General features: G+C 71.2%; 18 protein-coding genes. 12 read left to right on the plus strand and 6 right to left on the minus strand.

Annotated features, from left to right (window positions below):
- Nucleotides 1-19: 19 nt before the first annotated feature.
- Nucleotides 20-787 (plus strand): CoA-transferase subunit beta, encoded by a 768-nt coding sequence (locus O7599_RS04665; protein WP_348652620.1) that lies wholly within the window; start codon nucleotides 20-22, stop codon nucleotides 785-787.
- A 169-nt stretch (nucleotides 788-956) separates the two neighbouring features.
- Nucleotides 957-1769, plus strand: coding sequence for an IclR family transcriptional regulator C-terminal domain-containing protein (locus O7599_RS04670; protein WP_281620809.1), 813 nt, complete (start codon nucleotides 957-959; stop codon nucleotides 1767-1769).
- Nucleotides 1770-1886: 117 nt separating this feature from the next.
- On the opposite strand, the gene O7599_RS04675 is transcribed toward O7599_RS04670, so the two are convergent.
- Both O7599_RS04675 and O7599_RS04680 read right to left on the minus strand, forming a co-directional pair.
- Nucleotides 1887-2516 (minus strand): hypothetical protein, encoded by a 630-nt coding sequence (locus O7599_RS04675; RefSeq protein ID WP_281620810.1) that lies wholly within the window; start codon nucleotides 2514-2516, stop codon nucleotides 1887-1889.
- 460 nt (nucleotides 2517-2976) lie between these two features.
- Nucleotides 2977-4656 carry an IclR family transcriptional regulator C-terminal domain-containing protein gene (locus O7599_RS04680; RefSeq protein ID WP_281620811.1) on the minus strand — a complete coding sequence of 560 codons (1680 nt, stop codon included), beginning with the start codon at nucleotides 4654-4656 and terminating at the stop codon, nucleotides 2977-2979.
- A gap of 221 nt (nucleotides 4657-4877) precedes the next feature.
- On the opposite strand from O7599_RS04680, the gene O7599_RS04685 reads away from it, so the two are divergent.
- From O7599_RS04685 to pcaD, 4 genes are all read left to right on the plus strand, one after another.
- On the plus strand, nucleotides 4878-6077 hold the full coding sequence (locus O7599_RS04685) for a 4-hydroxybenzoate 3-monooxygenase (protein WP_281620812.1): 1200 nt from the start codon (nucleotides 4878-4880) through the stop codon (nucleotides 6075-6077).
- 185 nt (nucleotides 6078-6262) lie between these two features.
- A complete protein-coding gene (pcaH, locus tag O7599_RS04690) occupies nucleotides 6263-7042 on the plus strand; it encodes a protocatechuate 3,4-dioxygenase subunit beta (protein WP_281620813.1) in 780 nt (259 codons plus the stop codon).
- Nucleotides 7039-7632, plus strand: a complete 594-nt coding sequence (gene pcaG / locus O7599_RS04695; RefSeq protein WP_281620814.1) for a protocatechuate 3,4-dioxygenase subunit alpha — start codon at nucleotides 7039-7041, stop codon at nucleotides 7630-7632. The genes pcaH and pcaG overlap by 4 nt, the downstream gene beginning before the upstream one ends.
- A 56-nt stretch (nucleotides 7633-7688) precedes the next feature.
- Complete coding sequence (gene pcaD, locus O7599_RS04700; RefSeq protein ID WP_281620815.1) at nucleotides 7689-8831, plus strand: 3-oxoadipate enol-lactonase; 1143 nt, start codon at nucleotides 7689-7691, stop codon at nucleotides 8829-8831.
- Between the two features lie 43 nt (nucleotides 8832-8874).
- Here pcaD and O7599_RS04705 read toward each other — a convergent pair whose 3' ends face one another.
- Both O7599_RS04705 and O7599_RS04710 read right to left on the minus strand, forming a co-directional pair.
- Nucleotides 8875-11337 carry a glycoside hydrolase family 95 protein gene (locus tag O7599_RS04705; RefSeq protein WP_281620816.1) on the minus strand — a complete coding sequence of 821 codons (2463 nt, stop codon included), beginning with the start codon at nucleotides 11335-11337 and terminating at the stop codon, nucleotides 8875-8877.
- 134 nt (nucleotides 11338-11471) lie between these two features.
- The gene (locus O7599_RS04710; RefSeq protein ID WP_281620817.1) at nucleotides 11472-11888 is read right to left on the minus strand and encodes a MarR family transcriptional regulator; all 417 of its coding nucleotides are present in this window, start codon (nucleotides 11886-11888) and stop codon (nucleotides 11472-11474) included.
- 108 nt (nucleotides 11889-11996) lie between these two features.
- Here O7599_RS04710 and O7599_RS04715 point away from each other — a divergent pair, with 108 nt between their 5' ends.
- On the plus strand, nucleotides 11997-12911 hold the full coding sequence (locus O7599_RS04715) for an alpha/beta hydrolase (protein ID WP_281620818.1): 915 nt from the start codon (nucleotides 11997-11999) through the stop codon (nucleotides 12909-12911).
- 76 nt (nucleotides 12912-12987) lie between these two features.
- Complete coding sequence (locus tag O7599_RS04720) at nucleotides 12988-14232, plus strand: hypothetical protein (protein WP_281620819.1); 1245 nt, start codon at nucleotides 12988-12990, stop codon at nucleotides 14230-14232.
- Between the two features lie 60 nt (nucleotides 14233-14292).
- Here the strand turns inward: O7599_RS04720 and O7599_RS04725 are convergent, their stop codons facing one another.
- Nucleotides 14293-15675 (minus strand): Gfo/Idh/MocA family oxidoreductase, encoded by a 1383-nt coding sequence (locus tag O7599_RS04725; protein WP_281620820.1) that lies wholly within the window; start codon nucleotides 15673-15675, stop codon nucleotides 14293-14295.
- Nucleotides 15676-16005: 330 nt separating this feature from the next.
- Between O7599_RS04725 and O7599_RS04730 the strand changes: the two genes are divergently transcribed.
- The 4 genes from O7599_RS04730 to O7599_RS04745 are packed head-to-tail and all read left to right on the plus strand — an operon-like array spanning nucleotide 16006 to nucleotide 21212.
- A complete protein-coding gene (locus O7599_RS04730) occupies nucleotides 16006-17292 on the plus strand; it encodes an extracellular solute-binding protein (protein WP_281620821.1) in 1287 nt (428 codons plus the stop codon).
- Nucleotide 17293: 1 nt separating this feature from the next.
- Nucleotides 17294-18313, plus strand: a complete 1020-nt coding sequence (locus O7599_RS04735; RefSeq protein WP_281620822.1) for a sugar ABC transporter permease — start codon at nucleotides 17294-17296, stop codon at nucleotides 18311-18313.
- Nucleotides 18314-18365: 52 nt separating this feature from the next.
- Nucleotides 18366-19154: a carbohydrate ABC transporter permease gene (locus O7599_RS04740; RefSeq protein WP_281623280.1), complete on the plus strand. Its 789-nt coding sequence runs from the start codon at nucleotides 18366-18368 to the stop codon at nucleotides 19152-19154.
- Between the two features lie 36 nt (nucleotides 19155-19190).
- Complete coding sequence (locus tag O7599_RS04745; protein ID WP_281620823.1) at nucleotides 19191-21212, plus strand: aldo/keto reductase; 2022 nt, start codon at nucleotides 19191-19193, stop codon at nucleotides 21210-21212.
- Between the two features lie 45 nt (nucleotides 21213-21257).
- On the opposite strand, the gene O7599_RS04750 is transcribed toward O7599_RS04745, so the two are convergent.
- On the minus strand, nucleotides 21258-23243 hold the full coding sequence (locus tag O7599_RS04750; protein WP_281620824.1) for a glycosyl hydrolase 53 family protein: 1986 nt from the start codon (nucleotides 23241-23243) through the stop codon (nucleotides 21258-21260).
- Nucleotides 23244-23314 lie beyond the last annotated feature (71 nt).

Raw genomic sequence — 23314 nt, forward strand, 5'->3', positions numbered from 1 at the left:
GCTCCGCCCCACCGGGGCGGTGGACTGGACGGCCGAGGAGATGATGTCCGTTGCGGCCGCCCGGGAGCTGCCCGACGGCGCCCGCTGCTTCGTCGGCATCGGCCGCCCCAGCACTGCCGCCAACCTCGCCCGCGCCCTCCATGCCCCGGGCCTGGTGCTGATCTACGAGTCCGGAACCATCGGCTCCAAGCCCGCGCGGCTCCCGCTGTCGATCGGCGACGGCATGCTGGCCGAGACCGCCGACGCGGTCGTGTCGGTGCCCGAGATCTTCAACTACTGGCTGCAGCCCGGCCGTATCGACATCGGCTTCCTGGGCTGTGCGCAGATCGACCGGTACGGCAACATCAACACCACCGTCATCGGCTCCGACTACGACGACCCCACGGTCCGGCTGCCCGGCGCCGGCGGCGCACCGGAGATCGCCGCATCCTGCACGCAGGTGTTCGTCATCGCCGAACACACCCGGCGCACCTTTGTCGAGCAGGTCGACTTCGTCACCTCCGTCGGTTACGGCCGGACTCCGGAAGACCGGCGACGGCTGGGCCTGAAGGGCCGGGGCCCCACGCTGATCGTCACCGACCTGGGCATCCTCCAGCCCGATCCCGACACCTGCGAGCTGACCCTCACCCGTACCCATCCGGGGATCGACGCCGAGCAGGTACGTGCGCAGACCGGCTGGCCGTTGCGTACCGCCGATCCCGTCAGACCGACCCCCGCCCCCACCATCGAGGAACTGGCCGCACTGCGCGCCCTCACCGGCGGGGCCGGCACCGATCCCTCCGCGTGAGCCCGGCCCGGCCACCGCTGCTCCCCTCGGGCCCGGGGCAACGCCCCCGGCTCACGGCGGCGGGGCCACGCCACGCGCAGGGCCGGCACGCTGCGATACATCTCCGGCAGGGGGTGCCGCAACCCCGCCGCTAAGCTGGCGCTTCAGCCACGACAGGGAGGAAGGCCCGATGACGGACCCGGCGCGGGAACCGCACCACGTCCAGTCGCTGGAACGCGGCCTCGCGGTCATCCGGGCGTTCGACGCCGGGCACCCGCAGATGACCCTGAGCGAGGTGGCCAGGGCCTGCAACCTCACCCGCGCCGCCGCCCGCCGGTTCCTGCTGACCCTGGTGGACCTCGGCTACGTGCACACCGACGGGCGGCAGTTCCGGCTCAGCCCCCGGGTGCTGGAACTCGGCTACGCCTTCCTCTCCAGCGTCGCGCTGCCCCAGATCGCAGAGCCCCATCTGGAGCGTCTGGTGGCCGAGGTCCACGAGTCCTCCTCGATGTGCGTGCTGGACGGCGAGGACGTCGTCTACATCGCCCGCGTTCCCACCAGCCGGATCATGACCGTGTCGATCACCGTGGGGACGCGGTTTCCGGCGTACACGACGTCCGTCGGCCGCGTGCTCCTGGCCGCCCTGCCCGAGAACGAGATCGAGCGTCACCTGACGGAGATCACCCCCCGCAGGCAGACCAGCCGCACGATCACCACCTCCGCGGGCCTGCGGGCCGAGTTCACCCGCGTACGGGACCAGGGCTACGCCATCGTCGACCAGGAACTCGAGGAAGGTCTGCGATCGGTCGCCGCCCCGGTACGCGACCGCAACGGAAAGGTCGTGGCCGCCATCAACATCCCGGTGCACGCCAGCCGGAACTCCGTGGAGTCCATCCGACGGGACCTGGTCCCTCATCTGCTGGCGACGGCCGCCCGGATCGAAGCGGACCTGCGCGTCGTACCGGCCGACAACCTCCACCGCACCCCCACGTTCACCGGATAGGCTCCCCGCCGCCTGGCCACGACGCAGGGACGGCCCTCCGGGACCGCCCCCGCCGGTTCGGCAGTCGTCTGCCGCACGGCCTCCGCGGCCGAGCAGCGTGCACGAGGTGAAGGAAGGTCAGTTCCAGAACGCCTGGGCCTGCCTGCCGAGCGACTGCTGGCCCGCGGTGTTGGCGTGGCAGCCGTCAGCGACCTCGCTGCTCGCGAGGTGGAACGAGCCCGGGTAGATGACGTTCTGGGTCGGGTCGGCGGCCGCCTGCCGGGCGAGGCTGTCGGTGAGCTGCGGGCCGTCGGGGCCCGCCAGGAAGCACGTCTGGCCCTGGTCGTAGAGCGGCTGGCCGGTGATGTAGATCGTCGCGCCGGGCGAGGTGTGCTGGCGCGCGTTGGCGATGAGTCGCTTCACCTCGTCGTAGGTGGCGCCGTTCTGGGCGAAGACGCAGATCTGCACCCACACGGCCGTGGGGGTCCCGAACTGGCTCTTCTGCCGGTCGAACGACTGCCAGGCGCTGGAGTCGGGGTCGGTCCACGCCTGGACGACCATGCCGCCCGTCCCGTACGGGCCCCACATCCGCGTCCCGCCGACCGCGCGATAGCCCTGCGCGACGTTCTCCGCCATGGAACAGCCGATGAAGCCCATGTCGTTCTGGAGCGCCCGCGAGGAAGCGTGGCCGCTCGCGGTGGCGACCTCGGCCTCGCGGCCCGTCTGGGCGGTATCGCCTCGGGCGCTCGCCGTGCCTGTCGCGGCCATGCCAAGCATGAGGGCTGCGGCGGCGGTCGCCAACACGGCTCGCACGACGCGGGCGTTACGGATCGAGAACCGTCCCCTTGACCTCGTTCGGTGTCGGACAGACGAACCTGTCATCACTGTCACCCCTTCTCACGCCTTCGGTGAGCCGGCCGGCGGTTGTCGGTGGCCCGGAGATGAGGCCGACGCTAGGGAGGGTCATGTGGGCGGTCAACGACCCCATCCTTGAACGCGATGCGTTTCCGGACCGCGCTGAAACCGCTTCGAGCATGCCCTTCATCCACCTTCATCCGTTAATCGTTGACATGTTTCCCATGTCGCAAGTGAGAGGGAATTCCCGGCGGTCAGTCGTTGCGACGCCCCCAGGAGTCTCGTAATCCAGATCGAAACTTTCGGCCAAGCTCCTCTGTCGACTACACGAGATTGGCGAAAAAATATTCACCCTGCGAACACTCGCGGCTGCTCACGTGGCCGAGACGCGGGCGAACCGTCCGGCGATGCGCAGGTCTGCGGTGATCGCGTCGGCCGCGGCCCGCAGCTCCGGAAGTATCTGTGTGACGCACTCCTCCATGCTGCGACGGCCGGTGTGCATCGCGACGTTGACGGCGGCGACCGCACGGCCGGAGCCGTCCGCGACCGGGACTGCCATCGACCGCACCCCCTCCTCCAGTTCCTCGTCCACCAGTGCGTATCCCGTTTCGGCCACCCGGTCCAGCAGCGCCGCCAGCTTCTCGCGGTCGGTCACGGTGTGCCGGGTGAGGGCCTTGATGTCGGCGCGGTCCAGGTAGGCGAGGCGCTCCACCTCGGGAAGCCCCGCGAGCAGCACCCGGCCCATCGAGGTGGCGTAGGCGGGGAAGCGGGTCCCGACGGTGATCTCCACACTCATGATTCGCTTCGTCGCCTTCCGGGCGGTGTAGCGCACGTCGTCTCCGTCGAGGACCGCCACGGAGGTGGAGTCGTGCACCCGCTCGGTGAGCGCGGCCAGATGGGGCTGGGCGAGCTGAGGCAGCGTCAGGCGGGACAGCGGCGGATAGCCGAGTGACAGCACACGGGGGGTGAGCCGGAAGACCCCGGCGTCGTCCACCACGTATCCCAGGTGCGCAAGCGTGAGCAGGGCACGACGTGCCGTGGCCCGGGCCAGCCCGGTCGACCGGGCCACCGCGGCGAGCGTGAGCTCCTCGCGCCCCGCTCCGAAGGCGGTCAGGACGGTGAGGCCGCGGGCCATCGACTCGACGAAGCCCCGGCCGAGCTCCCGCTTGGCAACGGCGAGTGCGGGCGCCCGCCGCGGGCCTTCGGGAGCGGGCTCGGGGTGTGGAGCCTCGCGCAGCCGTCGCTGCATCTCGCCCACCGCGGCGCGCAGCGCGGGGTGGTGCAGCCGGTGCAGGTCCTCGGCGCTGTGCCTGCTGGTGTGACTGACCAGGCTGGCGACGCAGGCCAGGCCGCCGGCCGGATCGCGTACGGGTACGGAGAGCGCCACCAGGCCCGGCTCGACGAGCTGGTCGTCCAGCGCCCAGCCCTGCTCACCCGCCCGGCGCGCCCGGGCGGCGAACTCCGCCTGCGTGGCCAACTGCCCGGCCTCCCGCGGCGGGAGCGCGGGAAAGCCGCGGGCCAGCGGATCGGCGGATCGTCGGCGACGCCAGTGCGCCCAGTCGCGTTCGCTCCAGTCGGCAGCGGTCAGGAGGCCGGGCGCGGCGCACTCGGCCGGCAACAGGTCCCCGACACAGAAGCTGACGGACAGAGCGCGGCGGCGGGTGGTCTGGTGGATGAACCGGATGCCGTCGCCGTCGGGCACCGCGAGGGAGACGGACTCGTCCAGCTCGCGGGCCAGTTCGCGGGCGCACGGACCCAGGAGGTCCGGCAGCCGCAGCGCCGCGAGGTACGCGTTGCCCAGCTCCAGCAGCCGCGGGGCGAGATGGACGTCCCGGCCGTCCACGCCCAGATACCCGAGCCAGGCGAGGGTCCCGGTGATCCGGTCGAGGGTGGAGCGGACCAGTCCTGTCGCACGCTCCAGCTCCGGCAGGCTCAGCCCGCCGTCGCTGTCGGTGAGCCGGCGCAGCACGGCGATGCCGCGCATCAGGGGTTCGACCGCTTCGGCCGGGGGCGAGCCGGCGTGCGGCGCTGTCGCGGTGTGTGGCGGCGGCATGGGCTCTCCGTGCTCGTGGCGGGTCGGGAACACGCTACGGGCAAGGGCGGTCCACCCGGGCGAAGGGCCTGTTTCACGACCGTTGACACGGGCGCAGGCGGAGCCCAAACTGCGGGAAGCAGTGAACAATTATTCACCTGGTGAACACCGGTGACGTGGGCGCGAGGTACATGTCCGGCGATTCCGGGCCGCGGGCACGACCGAGCCGAAGGGCGGTGAGGATGTCTCACCCGAGCCGCACCCAGGTGGGCATCGTCGGCGCGGGTCCGGCAGGGCTGCTGCTGGCCCGGCAACTGCAGGTGCACGGCGTCGACTGCGTGGTGCTGGAGAGCAGGGATCGCGACTACGTCGAGCACCGCCAGCGCGCCGGCGTCCTGGAGCAGGGCACGGTGGACGCGCTGCGCGCGGCAGGCGCGGCGGACCGGCTGGAGCGTGAGGGGATGCCGCACGACGGCGTCGAGCTGCGCTTCGCCCGCCGCGGCCACCGCATCGACTTCCCCTCGCTGACCGGCGGCCGGCGGGTCTGGGTCTATGCCCAGACCGAAGTGGTCAAGGACCTGATCGCGCTCCAGGCGAAGGAAGGACCGCCGCTGCTCTTCGAGGCCGAGGTGCGGGCGGTCGAGGATGCGGACACCGAACGCCCCGTCATCCGCTACACCCGGGCGGGCCGCGAGCACACCCTGGCCTGTGACTGGGCGGTCGGCTGCGACGGTTACCACGGGGTGACCCGGTACGCGGCGCCCCAGGGCGCGCTGTCCACGTACGAGCGCGGCTACGCCTACTCGTGGTTCGGCATCCTGGCCGACGCTCCCCCCGCCTATGACGAGCTCGTCTACGCCCATTCGGAACGCGGCTTCGCCCTGGCCAGCATGCGCTCGGCGCAGATGAGCCGGCTGTATCTGCAGGTGCCGAACGGCACCGACCCGGAAGCGCTGCCAGACGAGCAGATCTGGGACGAGCTCGACGCCCGCTTCGCCGCCGATGGTGCCCGGCGGCTGAACCGCGGCCCGATCATCGCCAGGGCAGTGCTCCCGATGCGCAGCTCCGTCACCGAGCCGATGCGCCACGGTCGCGTCCTGCTGGCCGGCGACGCCGCCCACATCGTCCCGCCCACCGGCGCCAAGGGCCTCAACCTCGCCGCCGCCGACGTGGTCGTCCTCGCCCGCGCCTTCGCCCACCTGAAGGACACCGGCTCGGCCGACCTGCTCGACGCGTACTCCGACACGTGCCTGCGCCGCGTGTGGCGGGCCGAGCACTTCTCGCACTTCATGACCAGCACGCTGCACCGCGCCCCCGAACAGTCGGAGTTCGACACCCGGCTGCAGCTCTCCCAGCTCGAACGGATCGCGACCTCGCCGCACGCGGCGGCCGAACTCGCAGTCAACTACACGGGGCTGCTCCTGCCCGGAGAGGAGCGGTGAGCACGCGCATGGGCAACACGGGAGCGCACGGCTTCGCGTGCCAAGGCGGACATCACATGGCGGCGGCCGATGCGGGTACGGGCGTGGCGTCGCCGTGCATCGGGGCCGGACAGGGGCCGGCCCCCGTGCCGGAGCGCTGAACACCCGTGTCACCGGCCCACCGAGACGAAGGAGGCGACGCCGGCATGCCGCTCAGCCAGCAGGAAGTGGACCGTGAGATCGCGGCCGCACACGACGCGTACGCCAAGCGGCGCGCGGACGGAGTCCCCGCCGTCCACCACCCCGACCGGGCGTATCGCCCGTACCGCTCCACCGTGCTGCGCCACCCGGAGCAGTCACCGATCCCGGTGCCCGCCGACCGCGACCCGGAGGCTGTCGAGCTGTCCTCCCCCGCCTTCGGCGTCAGCGACGTCACCGAGCACGACAACGACCTGACCGTGCAGCACCGGGGCGAGCCACTGGGCGAGCGCATCACCGTCGAAGGACGGCTGCTGGACCGCGCCGGGCGGCCGGTGCGCGGCCAGTTGGTCGAGATCTGGCAGGCCAACGCCTCCGGCCGGTACGCGCATCAGCGAGACCGGCACCCCGCGCCGCTCGATCCCCACTTCACCGGCGTCGGGCGCACGCTGACCGACGACGAGGGACGCTGGCGGTTCACCACCGTCAAGCCCGGCGCGTACCCGTGGCGCAACCACACGAACGCCTGGCGGCCCGCCCACATCCACTTCTCGCTCTTCGGCGCCGCGTTCCTGCAGCGCCTGGTGACCCAGATGTACTTCCCGGGCGACCCGCTCTTCCCCTACGACCCGATCCTGCAGTCCGTCACCGACGACGACGCCCGGCAGCGGCTGGTGGCCACCTACGACCACGCGCTCTCGGAGCCCGAACTGTCCCTGGGCTACCGCTGGGACATCGTCCTCGACGGCCCGGCCGCCACCTGGATCGAGGAGGGCGGCAACCGATGACGCAGCCCCGGCATCCCCTGCCTCCCACCGCGTCGCAGACCGTGGGCCCGTTCTACGGCTACGCCCTGCCCTACCCCGGCGGCCCGGACATCGCCCCGGCCGGCCATCCGGACCGCATCACGGTGCACGGCTGCGTCTACGACGGCGAGGGCACCCCCGTATCCGACGCGCTGCTGGAGCTCTGGGGCCCCGACCCGGCCGGGCGCGTGCCGCGGACCTCCGGCTCCATGCGCCGCGACGAGACCACCGGCGGCTTCCCCGGCCGCAACGGGGTGGACTTCACCGGCTTCGGCCGCGTCGCCACCGACCGCGGCGGCCGCTGGGCCGCGCGCACCCTGCGCCCCGGCGCGCGCGGCGGCAGCGCCCCGTACCTGAGCGTGTGCGTCTTCGCCCGCGGGCTGCTCCACCACCTCTACACCCGCCTCTACTTCCCCGAGGACACCGCGGCGCACGCGGCAGACCCGCTGCTCGCCGCGCTCCCGCGGCAGCGGCGCGCCACGCTGATCGCCGTCGCGGGAGACAACCGCGGCTACCGTTTCGACATCCGTCTGCAAGGCGCCGCCGAGACGGTCTTCCTGGAGTTCGTGTGACGCACCGTGGCCCCTGCACCCTGCACCGCACGTGATCCCGTAAGGAACCTCTTCCGATGACCGGCGATCTGCTGCACCACACCGTCGAGGGTCCGCCCGCCGCGCCGGCCCTCCTGCTGGGCAACTCCCTGGGCACCTCCACCGCGCTGTGGGACGACGTGGCGCCCGGGCTGACCGCTGCCCGGCGCGTGGTGCGCTGGGACCTGCCGGGACACGGCGCTTCCCCGGCCCGTCTGGTCTCCCCCGGCGCCACCGTCGCCGACCTCGCCGACCGGGTGCTGGAGCTGGCCGACGGCCTGGGCCTCGACCGCTTCTGCTACGCCGGGGTCTCCCTCGGCGGCGCCATCGGCCTGCATCTGGCCGCCCACCACCCCGAGCGCGTCGACCGCCTGGCCGTCGTCTCCTCCTCAGCCCGGTTCTCCGCCCCCGAGCAGTGGCGCGAGCGAGCCGCCCTGGTCCGCCGCGCAGGCACGGGACCGGTCGCGGAGACCGCGGCCACCCGCTGGTTCACCCCCGGCTTCACCCACCCGCGGCTCCTCGCCGACCTCCGCGCCGCCGATCCCGCCGCCTACGCGGCGTGCTGCGACGCGCTTGCCGCATACGACCTGCGCCCGGCCCTGCCCGAGATCGCCGCCCCGCTGCTGGTCGTCTGCGGCCGGGAGGATCCCGTGACCCCACCGGCGCACAGCCGCGAACTCGCCGACGCCATCCCCGGCGCCACCCTCACCGAACTCCCCGGCGCCTCCCACCTCGCCCCGGCCGAGCGCCCCCGTGCCGTGCTCGCCGCCCTGCGCACCCACTTCGGGCACGACGAGGGCAACGGCACGACCGTACGCCGGGCCGTCCTCGGCGACGCACACGTCGACCGCGCCCAGGCCGGGACGACCGCCTTCACCGCCCGCTTCCAGGACTTCATCTCCCGCTACGCGTGGGCCGAGGTCTGGGCCGACCCCACACTCACCCGCCGCGAACGCAGCCTGATCACCCTCACCGCGCTCACCGCGCACGGCCACTGGGACGAGCTCGCCATGCACGTCCGCGCCGCCCGCACCAACGGTCTCCACGACCAGGAGATCGGCGCTGCACTGCTGCAGACGGCCGTCTACTGCGGCGTCCCCGCCGCCAACAAGGCGTTCAGGATCGCCCAACGCGAGCTGGCCGACGAGCCGCGGCACGAGGGCCCCGAGTCCCGCGGCTGACCGTACGACTCCGGCATCAGCCTCGGCTACGGGACGTCAGGCGTCATTTCGGGGCCCGCGGGACGATGCGGTACGTCGCCCCCGCTCTCGTCGGCAGCGTGAGGGCGTCACCGTCGGTGGAGAAGCGGGCGGGCCTGCCGTTGTCGCGGTAGACCCGGACCTCTCCGCGGAACGCCTCGTGGCGCAGCACGGCCTCCCCGCCCTTGGCCGAGGCGAGCCGGATCTCCGCGGGGTCGCCCGAGCGCCACGTCGCCCCCACGGTGAACGCACCGCGGGCCTTCAGCCCGTCCACGCTCCCGTCCTCCCAGGCACTCGGCAGAGCGGGCAGGAGGTCGATCGTGCCGAGGTGGCTCTGCAGCAGCATTTCGGCGATCCCGGCGGTGGCGCCGAAGTTGCCGTCGATCTGGTAGGGCGGGTGCGTGTCCCAGAGGTTGGGGAGCGTGCTGGTCTCAAGCTGCTGGGTGAGCAGCTTGTGCGCGCGGTCGCCGTCGAGCAGCCGCGCCCAGAAGTTGATCTTCCAAGCCTTGCTCCATCCGGTGCCGTCGTCTCCGCGGGCGTTCAGCGAGACCTTGGCGGCCTCGGCGAGGGCCGGCGTGGTGGTCGGAGAGATCTGCCTGCCGGGGTGGACGGCGAACAGGTGCGAGACGTGCCGGTGGTGCTCGTCCGGGTCGTCCCAGTCGGCCTTCCACTCCTGCAACTGCCCCCACGAGCCGACCCGCAGACCCGGGTCCAGCTTGCGCAGGACGGTCTTCGCCTTCCTGGCGAAGACCTTGTCGCCGGTCTTGGCGGCGGCTTCCGCCGTGTCCGTGAAGAGGTGCCAGAGGATCTGCTGGGACATCGACGCGCCGGCGGTCGCCGGGCCGATCTCCGGGGAGCGGCTGGGGGTGGCGACGAGGGTGCCGTCGGACGGGTCGGTGCGCAGGTTCCCGATCCAGAACTGCGCCGCCTCCTTCATCACCGGATAGGCGACCTCGGTGAGGTAGTCCTCGTCGAGGGTGAAGCGGTAGCGGTCGTAGAGCTGGTCCGCGAGCCAGGCGCCGGACTCGGGGAAGAAGTACGCCGGGTGGTCCCAGGCGCCGGTGTGCCCGTAGATGTTGGCGGCGTGGTGGGCGACCCATCCCCGTCCGACCCCGAACATCTGCTTCGCCGTCACCCGCCCGGGCTCCCGCAGACCGTCGACGTAGTCGGACAACGGCTCGGCGGTCTCGGCCAGGTTGGCGACGTCGGCCGGCCAGTAGTTCATCTGCAGGTTGATGTTGAGGTGGTAGTCGGCCTGCCAGGGCGGGGCCTCCATGTCGTTCCACACGCCCTGGAGGTTCGCGGGCAGGGAGCCCGGGCGGGAGGAGGCGGCCAGGAGGTAGCGGCCGTAGCGGAAGAACAGCTCCTCCAGCGCGCGGTCGGCGGCCTCCGGCCCCTCGCCGTACCGGCTAAGCAGCTCGTCGGTCGGCACGTCGGGCATCTCTCCGCCGAGGTCGAGCGTGACCCGGTCGAACAGCTCGGCGTGGTCGGCCTCGTGGTCGCGCAGCAGCGCGCCGTAGCCCTTGGCCGCCGCGTCGTCGGCCAGCTCGGTGACCCGGTCGTGCGGGTCCTCGCCCCGGTAGTCGGGGTAGTCGGCGGCGTAGTCGGTGCCGGCCGCCAGCACGAGTGTCACCTCGTCGGCGTCACGCACGCGCACCGTGCCGTCGGCCCCGTCGGTGCGCGAGCCGCCCTCGTTGAGCACCTGAAGCTGGGCCTCGTACGCCAGGCCGTTGCTGTCGAGCGCGCCGCTGACGGTGATCCGCCCGTCGTCGGCGCGGGCCGCGCTCGTCCGGTTGGGCGGGACGCCGATCCGGGAGGTGAGGTCCACCTGACCGGGTCGGTCGGCGCGGATGCGGGCGACGACGACGTCGTCTGCCGCGGTGGCGAAGTACTCGCGGGTGAACCGCACGTCGCCCGACCGGTAGGAGACCCCGGCGACGCCTCGGCCGATGTCCAGCTCCCGGCGGTACTCGGTCACCGGCGCCGCCTGGTCGGGGAAGTCGAGCCGCAGGTCGCCGAAGCTCTGGTAGGCCCCGAAGCGGCGGTGCCGGGGCGAGTCGGACGCGTGGCCGAGCATGTCCCGCACGTACTCCGGGGACACCTGGCCCTCGTCCCGGATCCGCTGCCTGACCTCCTCCAGCGCGCCCGGCCGGGGCTCGTCCCAGTTGCCGAAGTTGTAGTCGGACACGCCCGGCCCGCCGGTCCACAGCGTCTTCTCGTTGAACTGCAGGCGTTCGGCCTCGACCCCGCCGAACACCGACGCGCCCATCGCACCGTTGCCGATCGGCAGCGACCGCTGCTCCCAGCCGTCGTGCGTGTCCGGGGCGGGCTCGTCGTACCAGAGAACGGAACCGCGGTCGGACCCGGCCGCCGCGGCATGCGCGGCCGGGACGTCGGATGACGGTGAGGTATCGACGGCGGCTGAGGGGATGGTGAGTCCCGCGCACAGCGCAAGCATGCTCAGCCCGATCACGGTGCGTCTGCCCATCTGGCTGCTCCCCACACCCGGATACATCGGAGGTGTTTCGGGAGCGTAGCGAGAACGCAGGGGGCCGAACAGCCCCTGGCGCGGATGAGATCGGATGTCTGCGGTGCTGGACCCTCACCCCCTCGCACCCGGCCTCATGCGGGTGAGGCGAGCATCTCCTGGAGGATGCGCTTCAGCTCGCCACGGTCCCGCGGAGTGATCCGCGCCAGCCTGCGGTCGTACTCCGCCGCGAGGGCCGCAAGCGCGCGGTCCCGTACCTCCGCACCCTCCGTGGTCAGCACGAGCCGGTGACGCCGCAGGTCCGCTTCTTCGATCTCGCGCCGGATGAGCCCCTTGGCGACGAGGTTGCGGACGTAGACCGTCACGCTCGCCCTGGGCAGCAGCAGTGCCGCCGCGATCTCCGCCGGGTACGGCGACGCGGCCACCTCCGCCAGGACGAAGAACTCCTTCGTCTCCAGCCCGAGCGCGGCCAGCTCTTCCGCGCAGGCATCCATGACGACGCTCAGCAGCCGCTGGTTCAGCGTCCATAGCTGCGCCCCGTCGACCGTCATGCAAGCACCCCATCCAAGTGGTACGGTTCTGTATTAGTTCCATGCTGTACTAGTAGCGGTTCTGTACTGGGCAGCCAGGGAACCACAACCTCACGAAAGGCGCCATCCATGCTTCGGCACCTCACGATCCCGCGCGGACCGATCGAGCTCGCGGCCCACCTCCACCTGCCCGACGACGCCGACGCCGACGCGCCGCTGCGCACCGTGGTGCTCTCCACTCCCGGCAGCAGCGTGAAGGAGCAGATCGGCGCCACCTACGCGTCCCGCCTCGCCGCCCGCGGCATCGCGGCGCTCGTCTTCGACCCCGCCCACCAGGGGCAGAGCGGCGGCGAGCCACGCGACCTCGAAGACCCCTACCGCCGTGGTGAGGACATCTCCTACGCCATCGACGCACTCGTCACGACACCCGGCGTCGACCCGCGGCGCATCGGCGTCCTCGGCATCTGCGCCGGCGGCGGCTACGCCGTACACACGGCCCGCACCGACCACCGCATCAAGGCGGTCGGCACGGTCGTCCCCGGCAACATGGGTACCTCGTTCCGCAGCTTCCAGTCCGACGGGCCGGCCGCCGCACTGGACGCCCTCGCCGACGCGCGCGTCGAGGAGTCCCGCTCGGGCGAGCTCACCCGCGTGAACTGGCTGCCCGACACCCTGGAGGAAGCCGCAGCGGCCGGTCTGACCGATGTCGACACCACCCAGGCGATCACCTTCTACCGCACCGAGCGCGGCGGGAACGAGCACTCCACCAACCGCCGCCTCTCGCGCGGCGACTCGCTGCTGCTGGGCTACGACGCGTTCCACCTGGTCGACCAGCTCATGACGCAGCCACTCCAGGTCATCCTCGCCGGCCGCATCGGCAACACCGGCAGCTACGACGCCGGCATGCAGTTGTGGAAGCTGGCTCCCCACCCGGTCGACCTCATGGTGATCGACGGCGCCGGCCACTACGAGATGTACGACGAGCCCGAGTACGTCGACGCCGCCGTCGACCGGCTCACCGACTTCTACGTCGACAACCTGTAAGTCCGTCAACCGTAGGCAAATCCCCCGCGTACCCAGTACAAAGGCAGGACGACAACCACACCCCAGGGGGGCGGGGATGGCGCAGCTCGAGGACTTGGAACCGCAGCGGATCGGGGGCGTCTTCCAGTCCTCCGCACCCATAGGTGTCCGATGGGCGATGCGCCGGCTGCGCAGAGTGCCGCGGCCTTACCGGAGGGCGGCTCGCGCGTTACTCCGCCTGCTGTACCTGCGCCTCACGGCCAAGACCAAGATCCTGCTGATCAGCCTGGCGGCCTCGGTCGTACTGCTGGCCCTGGCCGAGGCCGACGGAGTGCTGGGGGCTCCGGCCGGCACGGACAAGCGGTGGGCCCTGGACTACCTGTTCTCCGACGACGCCGCACTGAGCGAGATCAGTCTGTCCCTGCTCCAGGACCTGGCCGGCCTGGTGGTGCTGGCGGTCATCTTCGTCACGCCCGTCTTCTGTTGCCAGCAAGTCCAGGCCATCGGCAACTTCGTGCGGATGAACGAGCGGAACGGAGGCGCGGCGCGGCTGTCTCCCGAACGGATCCGCCGTCTCAACCGGCTGGTCCGCAGGACCAACGCGTGGTTCGGTGTCCTCGGCCGCCGGGACACCTCGCTGGCCATCGTGGTCGTCATGGCGATCGGCACGGCCTCCCTGTACGCCTTCGTCGACGACAACGGGCTCATGGAGACCTGGAACCCGACCAGCCTCCCCGACTCGGTGTGGCGCTCCGAGGTCTACGCCGGCTGGTGGGCCAACTGGCACACCCATCCCGAGCTGGCGATCGCCTTATGCGCGGCGGGCACCTACGCCTTCTACTTCCTGGCCAAGCAACTGTTCATGGGCGTTGTCTTCACCGTCTACCTGTACCGGTCCGCGGCGCTCGGCTTCGGGGTGACCCCGAACATGCGGTTCGACAGCGACGGCTTCCACGGACTGCGCCCCCTGCGCCAGTTCATGCTGTGGACCTACGGCTCCGCCCTGGCCCATCTGGTCGGCCTGCTCATCGTCTTCATGGTCTGGCTGCCGGCCGCGCCGTGGATGGTCTTCCTGGTGCTGGCGGTGATGCTCGTGGACATCATCGTGATCGTCTACCCCTCCTCGATCGGCTACCACTCCGCCCTGGCCGTCAAGCAGGCCCACGTCGCCGCACTGTCCGAGAGCGAGCTTCCGCACGAGGAGCGTGACGCGGCGATAGCCCGGGTCTGGTCCGTTCCCGTGCTGCCGGTCACGACGCGCAAGGCCACGACCGGGATCATCCTCTACCTGCTGGTCCCCGCGGTGCCCGCGCTGATCCCCGTGCTGTTCCAGGGGATCTGACAGTCGCGCGACAGGCTTGGTGGCGGGCCCGCGCCGACGCGTCACGACCACCCCTCCGGCTCAGCCTTGCGGTATCGGGACCAGATCGGAGGTGACGACCCGGGCGCCGGTGGAGAAGGACTCGTTCGCGGCGAGGCCGGTGACGAGCGCGAGCGCACCGTCGACCGCGGTGGCGCACCGCGCCGCGGCGTCGCCCGGGTCGGTGCCGGCGGCGGTGTCGGCGGCGGTGCGGGGCGTGGCTGCCGGATGGACGGGGCCGTACAGAGCGGTGAGCATCCGCTCGTCGCCGCCGCCGTGCCCGGCGGGGTCGTGATCCGGCAGCGGTACTTCGTACGGTTCGCGCCACAGCGGGCGCAGCAGGATGCGCGGCCCGCCGGGCGGGGCCGCAGGCGTGCCGCCCTGGAGGGCGCCCGTGCCGGAGTCCGTCGGCAGCCGCGGCGGTTGCCAGCGGCTCTCCTCGACCTCCAGTTCCAGCCTGCCGCCGGTGCCGTTGAACGCCACCCGGTAGCCCTCCCACGGGGAGTAGGCGGTCAGGTGGTACGTCATGGCCGCGCCGGTGTCGTAGCGCACCAGCACCGCCATGTCGTCCTCGATGGTGATGCCGTCGCCGAAGACGTTGCGGTCGCGCACGTACCCGTCGTGCGGCTCGGCGTCGAGGTAGAGCGAGCGCAGCTCGTCGCCCTCGGTCAGGGGCAGTGCGAAGGGGTCGCCCCTGGCCTCGTCGGCTCCGTGGGCGCGCTCGTAGTCGCGCCGGTAGCCGGTGCGCTCGCCCGCCTCGCGGCCGTAGAAGGCAAGCCGGCCGTAGCCGCACACGTGCTGCGGGCGGGCGCCGAGCCACCAGTTGACGAGGTCGAAGTGGTGGCTCGCCTTGTGCACCATCAGCCCGCCGCTGAGGTACTTCTGGCGGTGCCAGCGGCGGAAGTAGTCGGCGCCGTGCCGGACGTCGAGCAGCCACTCGAAGTGGACGGACAGCACCTCGCCGATCGCGCCGGCGGCCAGTTGCCTGCGCACCTCCTCGTGCACCGGGTTGAAGCGGTAGTTGAACGCCACGGCCAGCTCACCGCCGGTGGCCTCGACGGTGCGCAGGATGCGCCGGCAGCGGCCCGCGTCGGTCGTCATCGGCTTCTCCGTCACCACCCGGCAGCCCGCTTCCAGCGCGGGCACGATGTACGCGTCGTGCAGGGCGTCGACGGTGGTGACGACCACCTCCTCGATGCCTTCGGTGCGCAGCCGTGCCCCGAACTCCTCCGGCGCCCAGGCCGCCGCCTCCGGCTCGCCCGCGTCCTTCAGGAGCCGCTGGTGGTGGGCTATCCGCACCGGGTTGGGGTCGCACAGCGCCGCCACCCGCAGGCCCGGGCGCCGGGCGAGCGCGGTGGTGTACATCTGGGCGCGCGAGCCGGTGCCCACGACGACGGCGCGGATCGGTGCTGCGGCGGGTGTCATGTCTGCCCTTTCCGGGGGTCAGCCGTCGGATGCATCGAGGCTACGGCTCATCGTCGTGCGTCCCCGGCTGCGTCGCGACGGGTGGTTCGCCGTACCGGAACCGAGAGGTCGCGGCACCGGGCGCAAGGTGTTGACGGAGCCCTCGGGCCTCCTTACCATCCACCAGCACTCAACAGGACCGCGCAAAGTCTTTCGTAGTCGAACGCGCTCTGCGTTCGATCAGTCGTCGCGGATCTCGCCGCATGTGCTGTGGCCGGGTGTACGTCCCGGCGCCGGCGGCCGCATCCACCTCAGGGGAGCCGCGACCCCGGGCAAGGTGGTGCACGCGTCATGGAAATGTCACGAAGGAGGCTGCTGGCGCTCGGCGCCGGGGCCGCCGCCGGCGGACTGGGGCTCGCGGGCTGCGGCTCGCAGCGCTCGCTCGGCGGCTCGGATGAGATCACGATGTGGACCTGGGACCGGTCGGTGAGCGACGAGTTGGTCGCCCGGGCCGAGACCGAGGGCATACCCGGAGCCGAGGGCTTCCGGGTCAGCCGCACCAAGGTCGGCGGCAACTACAACACCAAGGTGCGCACCACGCTCGCCGGCAAGTCCATGGTGCCGGACATCATCGGCGTCAACGCCGACGTGGCGACCTACTTTCCCAACCAGGACATGTTCGTCGACCTGAACGACTTCGGCGCGGCCGAACTGAAGGGCACGTACCTGGACTGGAAGTGGGAGCAGTGCATCACGCCCGAGGGCCGGATGATCGCGTTCCCCATGGACACCGGCCCCACCGGGCTGTACTACCGCACGGACCTGCTCAAGGAGGCCGGGATCACCACCGACCCGGAGGAGCTGGCCGCCCGGGCCCCGGACTGGGACGGCTTCATCGCCCTGGGCAAGGAGCTCCAGAAGTCCCAGGAGCGGGCGGTGATCTGCCCCCACCTCAGAAAGATCTTCGACGTCCGGATGGGGCAGCTCGGCGGCGACAGGTACATGACCGAGGACGACCGGTACGTCGGGGACCGCGACGAGGTCCGCGAGATCTTCGAGCTGGGCTACCGGGTGTCCAGGGAGGGCCTGTCGGCCGGTGCCCTGGACGGCTCCAACGACGTGGAGGGTGTGGTCACCAGCGGCCGCCAGCCGATCTCCATCGGCGCAAGCTGGTGGGGCCTTGCCTTTCCGGAGGCGGCCGCGCCGGACACCGAGGGCAAGTGGCGGGTGACCGCCCCGCCCGGCGGCGCCGGCAATGAGGGCGGCTCCTTCCTGGCGATCACGAAGTACTCCAAGAACCCCGAGGCGGCCTACGCCTTCGTCTCCTGGCTCCAGTCCCCGGAGAACCAGGTCACGGCGTTCACGGAGATGTCGCTGTTCCCGTCCTCGCCGCTCTCCTTCGAGATGCCGGAGATGCGTGAGCCGCGGCCCTTCTACGGCGGGCAGCGCACCATCGAGGTGTTCGGCCCGTCGGCGCGGGAGGTCAAGACCGCCTACCGGAGCCCGTACGACCGCGTGATCGACCCCGTCATGTTCGACGAGATGGCCAACATCGACGCCGGCAAGAGCGTCGAGGCGGCCTGGAAGGACGCCCAGGACGCCATCGAGCGCGAGCTGACCCGTGAGGGGGTGTTCTGACATGAGCCTCACCCCAACCCTGCGCGGGAGCGCCGGCAAGCTCCGCGGGAACGGCGTCAAGCCGCAGCCGGACGGGTCGAAGCCGCAGCCCCGCTGGCGCCGCTACTGGCCGATGTACGCGGCGGTGTCCCCGTTCTTCCTCCTCTTCGCCGTCTTCGGCGTCTTCCCGGTCGCCTTCTCCGTCTACCTGTCCTTCATGTCCTGGGACGGCATCGGGGACATGCAGTCGATCGGCTGGGAGAACTACGAGTACCTGATGACCGACTCCGACTTCTGGAAGTCGATCACCAACACCCTGATCATCTGGGTCCTGGCCACCGTCCCGATGGTCTTCCTGGCGCTGGTCATCGCCTACGCGCTGCACACCACCGTGCGGTTCAAGGCGTTCTACCGGGTGGCCTACTTCGTCCCCAACGTCACCTCGATCGTCGCGATGACCATCGTGCTCGGCTCGGTCTTCAGCGACAGCTCCGGGCTCCTCAACAGCGCGCTGCGGGCGATCAGCGCCGGCGAGGTCGGCTGGCTGTCCGACCCGTGGGCGATGAAGGTCTCCGTCGCCGCGATCACCATCTGGCGGTGGCTCGGCTACAACACCATCATCTGCCTGGCCGGCCTGCAGGCCATCTCCAGCGACGTCTACGAGGCGGCCAAGGTCGACGGCGCCGGCGCCCGCCAGACGTTCTTCCGGATCACCCTCCCGATGCTCCGCCCGGTGATCCTCTTCGTCGCCATCACCTCCACCATCGGCGGGCTGCAGCTCTTCACCGAGCCGCAGGTGATGTTCCCCGACGACAGCGGGAACGTCGGCGGGCCCGGCGGCGAGGCCACGACCATCGTGCTCTACCTCTACCAGCAGGCGTTCATCTTCAACCGGTTCGGCTACGGCGCGGCCATCGGCTGGGCGCTGTTCCTCCTCATCGCGGCGTTCTCCGTCATCAACTGGCGGCTGGTCGGCGGCCGCGACGAGGACACGGTCCGTACCCCCAGGCCCAGGAAGAAGGGGAAGTCCCGTGCGCGCTGAAACCGCCGCCCGAGTACGGGCCGCCCGAGTCCGGACGGTCCTGGGCCATGTCATGCTGATGTTCGGCGTGCTGGTCACGATCTTCCCGTTCTACTGGATGTTCGTGATGGCCTCGAACACCACCGCGGACATCTTCGCCTACCCGCCCAAGCTGGTCCCCGGCTCCCACCTGTGGGAGAACATGAACAAGGTCTTCGACGGGATCGACTTCTGGGGCTCCATGGGTCTCACCATCGTCGCGGCCACCTCCGTGACGTTCCTGGTGCTCCTCTTCGACTCGCTGGCGGCGTTCGCCTTCGCCAAGTACGAGTTCCCGGGGCGCCGGGTGCTGTTCTGGATCGTCCTGGCCACCTTCATGATCCCGATGCAGCTCGCGCTGGTGCCGCAGTTCGTCACCCTGGCCTGGCTCGGCTGGGTCGGCTCCCTCAAGGCACTGATCATCCCCGGTGCGGCCAACGCGTTCGGGATCTTCTGGATGCGGCAGTACGCGCAGGGGGCGATCGCCGACGAGCTGATCCACGCGTCGCGGGTGGACGGGGCCGGGTTCTTCCGCCAGTGGTGGACGGTGGGGCTGCCGGTGCTGCGCCCGGGTCTCGCGTTCCTGGGCATCTTCACCTTCTTCCACGTCTGGAACGACTACCTCTGGCCGCTGATCGTCATGACCGACCCGGGCAAGGTGACGCTCCAGGTCGCCGTGCAGCAGTTGAACGGCGTCTACACCACCGACCAGTCGATGGTGATCACGGGGGCGCTCATCTCGGTGATCCCCCTGATCGGGGTCTTCCTGATCGGCGCCCGGCACTTCATCGCCAACCTGGGCGCGGGCTCCATGAAGTTCTGAAGCCGGCTTCGCCCTTCACAGAGAGGTGTTCGCTCCATGCAGGACAGCACGCACCGGACTCCCCCGGCCGCCGGCACCGTCGGCTGGGGGATCCTGGGCACCGGCGGGATCGCCGCACGTTTCGCCGGCCAGTTGCCACGCTCCCGTACCGGCACCCTGGCGGCCGTCGGCAGCCGCTTCCCCGCCTCCGCCCGCGACTTCGCCCGGCGCTTCGCGGCGCCGCGGGCGCACGGTTCGTACCAGGACCTGCTGGACGACGACACCGTCGACGCGGTGTACGTCGCCACGCCCCACCCGCAGCACGTCGAGTGGGCGGTGCGCGCCGCCGAGTCCGGCAAGCACGTGCTGGTCGAGAAGCCGATGGCGGTGCGCAGGGCGTGGGCCACCGCCGTCGTCGAGGCCGCGGTACGGGCCGACGTGTTCCTGATGGAGGGGTACATGTACCGCTGCACCCCGCAGACCGCGAAGCTGGTGGAGCTGGTCGGGGACGGAGCCGTCGGCGACCTCCACCACATCCAGGCGCAGTTCTCCTTCGGCGGCCCCGGCTTCGACGCCGGGCACCGGCTGTTCGCCAACGCCCTGGCCGGCGGCGGCATCCTGGACGTCGGCGGCTATCCGGTCTCGATGGCCCGCCTGCTGGCCGGCGCCGCGGCGGGCGCGCCGTTCGCCGACCCGGAGCACACCACCGCCGCCGGAACCGTCGGCGGCACCGGCGTGGACGAGTGGGCCCTGGCCACCCTGCACTTCGCCGGCGGGCTGACCGCCCAGGTCGCCACCGGCGTCAGGCTGGCCGACGAGAACCGGGTCCGGGTCTACGGCTCCCGCGGCTTCCTCGACGTACCCGACCCCTGGTTCTGCGGCGACGGCGAGCCCACCAGCCTGATGCTGCACCGGGTCGGTGAGGACCCGCGGGAGATCCGGATCCCGCCGGCGCACCTCTACGCCGCCGAGGCCGACACCGTGGCCGACCACCTCGCCGACCGCCAGGCCCCGCAGATGAGCTGGGCCGACACCCTCGGCAACCTCGCCGTCCAGGACGCCTGGCGGGCGGCCCTCGGCCAGCGCTACGACAGCGAGCGCGACGACGCTCCCGTACCCACCGCCTCGGGCCGGCCGCTTGCCCGCCGTGCCGACGCGGCGATGTCCCACGCCCGCATCCCCGGTCTGGACAAGGACGTCTCCCGGCTGGTCATGGGCGTCGACAACCAGCCCGACCAGATCCACGCCTCGGTCGTCTTCGACGACTTCTTCGAGCACGGCGGCACCGCCTTCGACACCGCGTACCACTACGGCGGAGGGCGTCTCGAACGGCAGCTCGGGCGGTGGATGGCGGACCGCGGGGTCCGCGACGACGTCGTGGTCATCGGCAAGGGGGCGCACACGCCGGACTGCGACCCCGCCTCGCTCAGCCGCCAGCTCGCCGTCAGCCTGGAGCGGCTGGGCACCGGCCACGTCGACATCTACTTCCTGCACCGCGACAACCCCGACATACCGGCGGGTGAGTTCGTGGACGTCCTCGACGAGCACCGCCGAGCCGGCCGGATCGGCGTCTACGGCGGCTCCAACTGGAGCCCGCAGCGGGTCGACGAGGCCAACGCATGGGCACGCCGGAACGGGCGGCAGCCTTTCACCGTGCTCAGCAACCACCTGAGCCTGGCCCGCGCCCACGCCGTGCCGTGGGAGGGCTGCCTGCACGTCAGCGACCCGGACGCGCAGGAGTGGCTGCGCGCGGGTGAGGTGGCGCTGTTCCCGTGGTCCAGCCAGGCGCGCGGGTTCTTCACCGGCCGCGCCCGACCTGACGACACCGGCGACGCGGAGCTGGTGCGCTGCTTCTACTCGGACGAGAACTTCGCACGCCTGGACCGAGCGCGCGTACTCGCCCGCGAGCGCGGCGTCCACCCGACGGCGATCGCCCTGGCCTGGCTGCTCCACCAGCCGTACCCGGTCTTTCCGCTGATCGGTCCCCGGCAGGTCTCGGAGACCCGCACCTCCCTCGCCGGGCTGGGCGTGAGCCTCTCCGCGCAGGAGGTCGCCTGGCTGGACCTGCGCGCCGAGTAGGGCCGACCGCCGGGAACCGATGCCGTCCGCTTCAGTTCTGCGGTGCTACGGCGTCCACCTCACGTTCGGGTTGATCCTGCCGGACCAGTCGAATACGGCCATGTTGTCCCACTCGTTGCCGCTGTTGCCGATGTCGGCGGGATTCCAGCCGTTGCCGGGGATCGCATACCAGGTGGGTTCCCAGTAGAAGATGCCGACGGCGCCGGCGTTGCGGGCGGTGTTCTGCACGTGGGCGAAGTTGGTGGCCTGGCCGTTCCACGACGCGGGGTAGCCCGAGCAGGGTTGCGTCCCGGAGATCACGTTCGCCGTTCCGTCGGCGTTGTCCGCGGTGAACGGATAGGCGGTCTCGGCCAGGACGACCGGCTTGCCGTACCGGGTGCGCATGTCGGTGATCACGTTGTGCAGATTCGACATCGAACCGTGCCACACGCAGTAGTACGACAGGGCCGTGAGGTCCCACTGGACGCCCTGGGCCCGGATGCCGTCGTAGAACCAGCGGGCGCTGGACATGCTCTCCGCGTGTGCGGTGTGGATGATGACCTGCGTGCTGCTGTTGCATTCCTTGGTGGCGTCGTAGCCGGCCTTGAGCAGCCGGGCCAGGTTGGTGAAGTCGTTGTTGCTGACCCTGCCTTCGGGCCACAGCATGCCCGTGTTGATCTCATTGCCGATCTGGACGCTGTCGGGCGCTGTGCCCTGTGCCTTGAGGCTGGTGCAGACGTCGTGGGTGTAGTCGTGGACGTCGCTTTGCAGTTGACCGATGGTGTGACCCGCCCAGGCTGCCGGCTTGTACTGCTTGCCCGGGTCGGCCCAGGTGTCGGAGTAGTGGAAGTCGACCATGAGCTTGAGCCCGCGCTCCTTGACCTCCCTGGCGAACGCCAGCACCTTGGCCTTGTTGTTGTAGCCGCTGGCGGGATCGTTCCAGATGCGCAGGCGTGCATAGTTCACGCCGGCGTCCTTGAGGATGTCGAGGGCGTGCCGTTCGGTCCCGTCGGCGTCGTAGTAGCGCGCGCCGACATCGTAGGCACGCTGCAGAGTGGACACGTCGGCACCGAGCATGGTCATCGGGGCCGCCGTCGCGGACGGGTTTGTCCTGACCGCGTCCGGCAGGAGTGGGCAGGTGCTCTCGTAGGTCCTGATGCCGGTCCGGTCGAGCAGCGGGCACAGGAACTGGCTGTAGCGGGCGTCGTTGTCGAGGAAGATCTTCAGCCACGGGATGACCTTGCGCATCATCACCGAGTTGTTCGAGGTCGGGAAGCCGTGCCCGGCGCCCGACAGCTCCAGATAGGACTTCTCCGTGCCGGCGGCGACGCCGTTGTAGTTGGACTGGACCGCCGCCGGGGTGACCGTGCCGTCGTTCTGGCCGGCCATGAGCATGGCCGGGACGCGCACGTTGCCCATGTTCGCCGAGAAGACGGCCGGTGCCAGTCCGACCGTGGCCTTCAGCGACGGACGTTGCTGGGCCGCGTACATCGCGCCGCCGCCGCCCATCGAGTGGCCCATCACCGCGAGCCGGGACGGGTCGACGCGGTCCCGTACGGTGCTGCGCTGGGTCAGGTAGTCCAGGGCGGCCAGGAGCTGGGTGCCGCGGGCGTCGTCCCAGTCGTTGCGGCCGTTGGTGTCGATGCCGATGACGACGAAGCCGAACGAGGCCAGCCACTGCCCCATCCAGGCGCCTTCGGCCGCCCATGTGGCGGTGTAGCCGGGGACGATCGCGATCGCGCCGAACGTGCCCTGACCGGTGTCGGTCGGGTAGTAGACGACGCCGCCGCCGAACCCGTTGCCGGCGGGCACGTTGGTCTGCGCGGTGGCGAAGGTGCCCCTGGATGCGGCCACGCTCTCCCGGGTCGGGGCCGGCCCTCGCTCGTAGGGGTTCTCGGCGGCCTGTGCCGGGCCGGGCGCCAGCAGGGCCACGACGGTGCCGAGAATGACCGCGATCGCGGCGAGGAGCTGCTTCCACCTCTGCGCCGTCGTGATCTGCGGGGCAGGGTTCGTTCGTCGGTGCGTCGCCGTATCCACGATGTCTGAGTGCATTGCGGTTGGCCTCCTCTTCAGGGAGTCACCCGCCCCCGTGGTGCGGGCGGCGTCGTGCCGGCCGGCACCAC

Source organism: Streptomyces sp. WMMC500, assembly GCF_027497195.1.
GTDB lineage: Bacteria > Actinomycetota > Actinomycetes > Streptomycetales > Streptomycetaceae > Streptomyces.